This window comes from Psychrobacter sp. UBA2514 (genome assembly GCF_002341255.1).
Taxonomy (GTDB): Bacteria; Pseudomonadota; Gammaproteobacteria; order Pseudomonadales; family Moraxellaceae; genus Psychrobacter; species Psychrobacter pacificensis.
This window is the reverse complement of sequence record NZ_DDNS01000041.1, coordinates 6,246-11,138: the sequence shown is the minus strand read 5'-3', so window position 1 is coordinate 11,138 and position 4,893 is coordinate 6,246. Positions and strand designations below refer to the sequence as shown.

The 4,893-nt window shown below is 46.2% G+C and carries 5 protein-coding genes; all 5 read left to right on the top strand.

Annotated elements, in window-relative coordinates; genetic code table 11:
* Positions 1 to 77: 77 nt before the first annotated feature.
* Positions 78 to 917 carry an SDR family oxidoreductase gene (locus tag B3V51_RS10680; RefSeq protein WP_286708403.1) on the top strand — a complete coding sequence of 280 codons (840 nt, stop codon included), beginning with the start codon at positions 78 to 80 and terminating at the stop codon, positions 915 to 917.
* 102 nt (positions 918 to 1,019) lie between these two features.
* On the top strand, positions 1,020 to 2,018 hold the full coding sequence (locus B3V51_RS10675) for a hypothetical protein (protein ID WP_286708402.1): 999 nt from the start codon (positions 1,020 to 1,022) through the stop codon (positions 2,016 to 2,018).
* 62 nt (positions 2,019 to 2,080) lie between these two features.
* Positions 2,081 to 2,797, top strand: a complete 717-nt coding sequence (pyrE, locus tag B3V51_RS10670) for an orotate phosphoribosyltransferase (RefSeq protein WP_186473714.1) — start codon at positions 2,081 to 2,083, stop codon at positions 2,795 to 2,797.
* A 64-nt stretch (positions 2,798 to 2,861) separates the two neighbouring features.
* Positions 2,862 to 3,833, top strand: coding sequence for a glutathione synthase (gene gshB / locus B3V51_RS10665; protein ID WP_071003766.1), 972 nt, complete (start codon positions 2,862 to 2,864; stop codon positions 3,831 to 3,833).
* Between the two features lie 277 nt (positions 3,834 to 4,110).
* On the top strand, positions 4,111 to 4,893 hold a 783-nt coding region (locus tag B3V51_RS10660; protein WP_286708401.1), incomplete at its 3' end, for a UDP-N-acetylglucosamine--N-acetylmuramyl-(pentapeptide) pyrophosphoryl-undecaprenol N-acetylglucosamine transferase.

Here is a 4,893-nt window from a genome sequence, read left to right as displayed (position 1 = left end):
TTTAATATTGATTGACTATAGAGTTATCTTTTAGCGCTGTAATCGTTGTATAAGTTGTATAAAAGGAAAGATGCTTTATGTATACACCAAATATACTCATCATCGGGCAAGGTGATATCGGCTTGCCTGTTACCAATAAACTGGCACAAGACGGCTTTTCGGTGACAGGGCTGGCTCGTAGTGAGCGTCATCATTATGCTTTAGTGAATAACGCCAATTTTTTGCAGGCTGATGCGCTGACTCTGACGACCGAGCAGCTGCAATCATTTACCCATATTGCGATTATCGTCACACCTGATGAGTATTCGACCAGCGGTTATCATGACAGCTACTTGGCGATTAGCCAACATTTGGCAACGATTACTGCTAATCTGGCGAACCTTGAGCGCGTCGTGTTTATCTCTTCTACTGGTGTTTACGGTCAAGACAATGGCGAATGGATCGATGAGCATACTGAACCTATGACGCCTGAGCGTGACGCATCAAAGGTTATATTACAAGCCGAACAAGCACTGCAACAAAGCTTTGGTGATAAAGCCATCATCATTCGTCCTAGCGGCATTTATGGACGTGAGCGCCTTATGCGCGTGCGTAAAGCGCGCGAGCCACAAAAAGAGCCAGTAGCCGCCGAGCATTGGAGCAATCGTATTATGGATCGCGACTTGGTCACTATCATTGCCAATGTGTTGACGACAGCCGCACCAAAGCCACTCTATCTTGCGACAGACTACAGACCTGTAACCACCTTTGAGCTTGGCGTTTGGTTGAGTGAACAAATCGGTGAAGCCGCGCCTACTATCGATGAAAAAAAGACATCAGTGACAGGAAAGCGTTTACATAGCAATATTCCGTTAGCTTGGCTTGAGTACGCTGATTGGCAGACAGGCTATCGTGATATTTTAGATCACCAAGAGTAAGCTTTTCAGTGTGAGTATTTAAGCATAAGCTCTTAAGCTCAAGACCGTTTCTTAGTTTGATCGTTTTTATTGGTTTTATAGTTTATTTTGTATGGAGATTCCATGACCCAGCCTTCTACTTCTGATGACCGTTTGTCTCATGCTAGTCTGGCAGCAGAAGGTAGCAAGCTCACAAAAGGCGATGCTGGGCAGTCTTCTATGCTAGCTGATTCACAGCAACCTGCGATCGTACATCCGAACTTTGATCCCAAACGATCCCCCCTTGATCCTGCCAGACCATTGAGTGATATTCCTGAGCCTGCTCGTCGCCTAGATGGTCAGCTGCGCCGGCTTTATGGTAATTCGACGCGGTTCTATCAGCCTAATGCAGATAGCTTGTCAAAATGGTCGCTGATTGCTTCAGAAGCCTTGGCGGAGCATCTATCGTTACTCAAGGCGGCACAGCTTGTCGAATTGCCTGATAGTTTTTATCAAAATCACAGTGATCAGCCCTTATTATCGCCATTATCAAAGATGACATTATTAGATATGTCAGATATCCAGCAGGCGATTCGTACCTATCCAAAACTCAATCGTTATGGGTTTGGCTCTGCTGATAGCGACGGGATGGCTGAGCCAAATAACAATGACAAAGTCAACGAGTCTTTAGCCTCTCTGCGCGCATTGATCAAACGCTATAATCCTGATGAACTGCTGAGTAGCCTGTATGCCGATGATTGGCAAGTGATTTTGCAACCGCAGCAATTTGAGACAGGCGAGGGCAGTTTGGCGACAGATATTATGGCCTGTAGCGCTGCTGTCCATGCGCTAAAGCAATGTAGTACTCGTAAAAGTATCAACCATAGCTATAGTGCCGCGCAAATTTGCCAGCACGTACGTAGTTATTTGCTCAGTCAGTTTGTCTGTGAGCCTACGCAGCGCCACGCATATCGTCAGATCCGGATATTTGCTGGTCACATCATTGTTGCTGCGTATCATTTAGGCTGGGAGATACAAGTGCGGGCAGATGGACAGAGTTATTTTAATATCTCGTCGCGTAGTGGTTTGTTGACTCGCTATGCCAATATGCAGGATTACGAGATCAACGGTTGGTCAAGCTGATCAATAATGCGTACAATAATGCAAATTTTTTCGCCCCTCTTTTTGCCCATAGGAATGTCATCATGTCTCACGTATCGCGCCCGCAAGACCCAACGTTTTCATCTCATCAATTTATTCAACTGGCTTTAGATAACCAAGTACTTAAATTCGGCGAATTTGTCCTCAAGTCTGGTCGTATCAGTCCATATTTTTTTAATGCAGGTCTGCTTGCAACGGGTGAGATGTTATCACTGCTAGCACGTGGTTATGCAGATGCCTTAGCCGAACAGATAGTTGCGGCAAATAATGACGGTAATGAGCAAGAGCTAGTCATCTTTGGTGCGGCTTATAAAGGTATTCCTTTTGTCGCAGCGACCGCACAAGCGTTATGGCTACATCATGGCATCAATGCAAAATGGGGTTACAATCGTAAAGAAGCCAAAACCCACGGTGAAGGGGGCAATTTGGTCGGCGCTGATGTGCATGGCAAGGCCGTATGGGTGCTTGACGATGTCATCACAGCAGGTACAGCGATGCGTGAAGTGGTCGAGATTTTAGAGCAAGCAGGAGCAAGCGTTGCGGGTATTATCGTCGCGCTTGATCGCAAAGAAAAAGGCCAAGCTGAGCACTCTGCTATTCAAGAGCTTGCTGCCACATTAGCAGTGCCAGTACGGGCATTGGTTGATATTGACGATTTAATCAGTTATCTGGCAGATGACCATGGTGCACAAAACGGCCAACATAAAGACGCGACCCAGTTAGCCAAAATGCAACATTACCGTGAGCAGTACGGTGTATAGTTAGGCACTGAGCCTGTTTTATACTAATAATATAACGTAAGTGAGCCCTACCATGAGTCAAACAATGAGCCAACAAAACCAAGAAAAATCGCTAAAAATACTCGTCATTATGGATCCTATCGAGCGGGTCAATTATAAAAAAGACACCAGTCTCGCTATGATGTGGGCCGCTCAAGACCGTGGTCATCAGCTTGGTTACTGTCAGATTCATGACTTGTGGTTGGATCGTGGACAATTAATGGTCGATACTCAGCCGCTTACGGTGAAGCGTGATCCTGCAGATTTTTATACACTGGGTGATAAAACGACAGGCTCAGTTGCTGACTATGACGTGATTTTGATGCGCAAAGACCCACCGTTTGATATGCGCTTTATTTATGCCACTTATATGCTTGATCATGCCAAAGCAGCAGGCGTGCTCGTGGTCAACGATCCGCAAGCCATCCGTGATTGTAATGAGAAATTATTTGCGACGTGGTTTAGTGAGTATATGAGCCCAACGATTGTGACCAGCAAACAGGCTCACATTCGCAAGTTTATCGCTGAGCATCAAGATGTCATCGTTAAGCCGCTAGATGGTATGGGCGGTACGGGTATCTTCCGTCTGACTGCTGATAGTCCAAATATTGGCGTGACGATTGAGGTGCTGACTGAGCTTGAGACTTTACCAATCATGGCGCAGCGTTATTTGCCAGAGATTAAAGCAGGTGATAAACGCGTACTTATTGTAGATGGCGTTGTGGTCGACTATAGCTTGGCGCGTATCCCAAGCAAAGGCGAGACCCGTGGCAATCTTGCCGCAGGTGGTCGCGGTGTGGCGATGCCATTAACCGATATTGAGCGTCAAGTGGCAGAAGTTGTGGCGCCGATTGTCAAAGAAAAAGGTCTGATGTTCGTGGGTTTGGACTTGATCGGTGGGCGTATTACTGAGATTAATGTCACCAGCCCAACGTGCGTACGTGAGATTGATGATCAGTGCGGTACCGATATCGCGACCGACTTTATCATGGCAATCGAAAATAAATTTACGGTATAGTTTTAGACAGTCTAAGACAGATGTCCATTAAAGAAAGTACGTCTTAATACCTCGTTTATCATTGCCTTGTATGGTCGTATGTCAGTAGTAAATGACGCCAAGTCATGCCAGCTCATGGCTTGGTTTTTTTGTTATTTTTACTGCATAAAGTACTGTATATAAGACAATGATTTCCTCTATACTATGCGGGCTTTTACCGTGTCATTTTTTTAGTAAATGGCATCATAGTAGTAGGGCAAATCCTTCATATCAGTAAAATAAAGATAGGCAGATCTCCATGAAAACACCGCACATATTGATGATGGCAGCTGGGACGGGCGGACATGTTTTTCCCGCGCTTGCAGTGAGCGACGAGCTGACCGGTCGCGGTGCGGTTATTCATTGGCTTGGAACGCCAAATGGTATGGAAAATGGTTTGGTTGAACCGACGGGTTATCCTTTTCATGCCATCAATATGCAGGGGCTGCGCGGTAAGGGCGTGGGTCGTTTAGTTAAGCTGCCAGTAACGTTATTGTCAGCGACGATGGCTGCGGTGAAAGTGATTCGCAGCAATCAGATTGACGTGGTCGTTGGTTTTGGTGGCTATGTGAGTGCGCCTGGTGGACTTGCTGCACGTCTGACCAATACACCGCTGGTTATCCATGAACAAAATGCCATCGCTGGCATGAGCAATCGTTATCTGTCTAAACTGTCTACCAAAGTATTACAAGCATTCGAGAACACTTTTGCCAATAGTGAACAAGATGCCAAGCTTGAAACAGTTGGCAATCCTGTGCGTAATGCCATCACTGGTGTCGCAGAGCCAAAGGTGCGTTATGATATCAATGATAGCTCTCCGCTTAAACTACTGGTCGTGGGTGGCTCGCTTGGTGCTCAGGTATTGAATGAGACCGTGCCAAAAGCACTGGCTTTGCTAGACCAACCGTTTGAAGTCCTCCATCAATGCGGACGCAATAACGAAGCAGCCACTCAGGCGGCTTATAGTGAGCAAGATTTAAGCAAGCATCAGTTCACAGTGCAACCCTTTATCGATGATATGGCGGCGGCCTACAACTGGGCA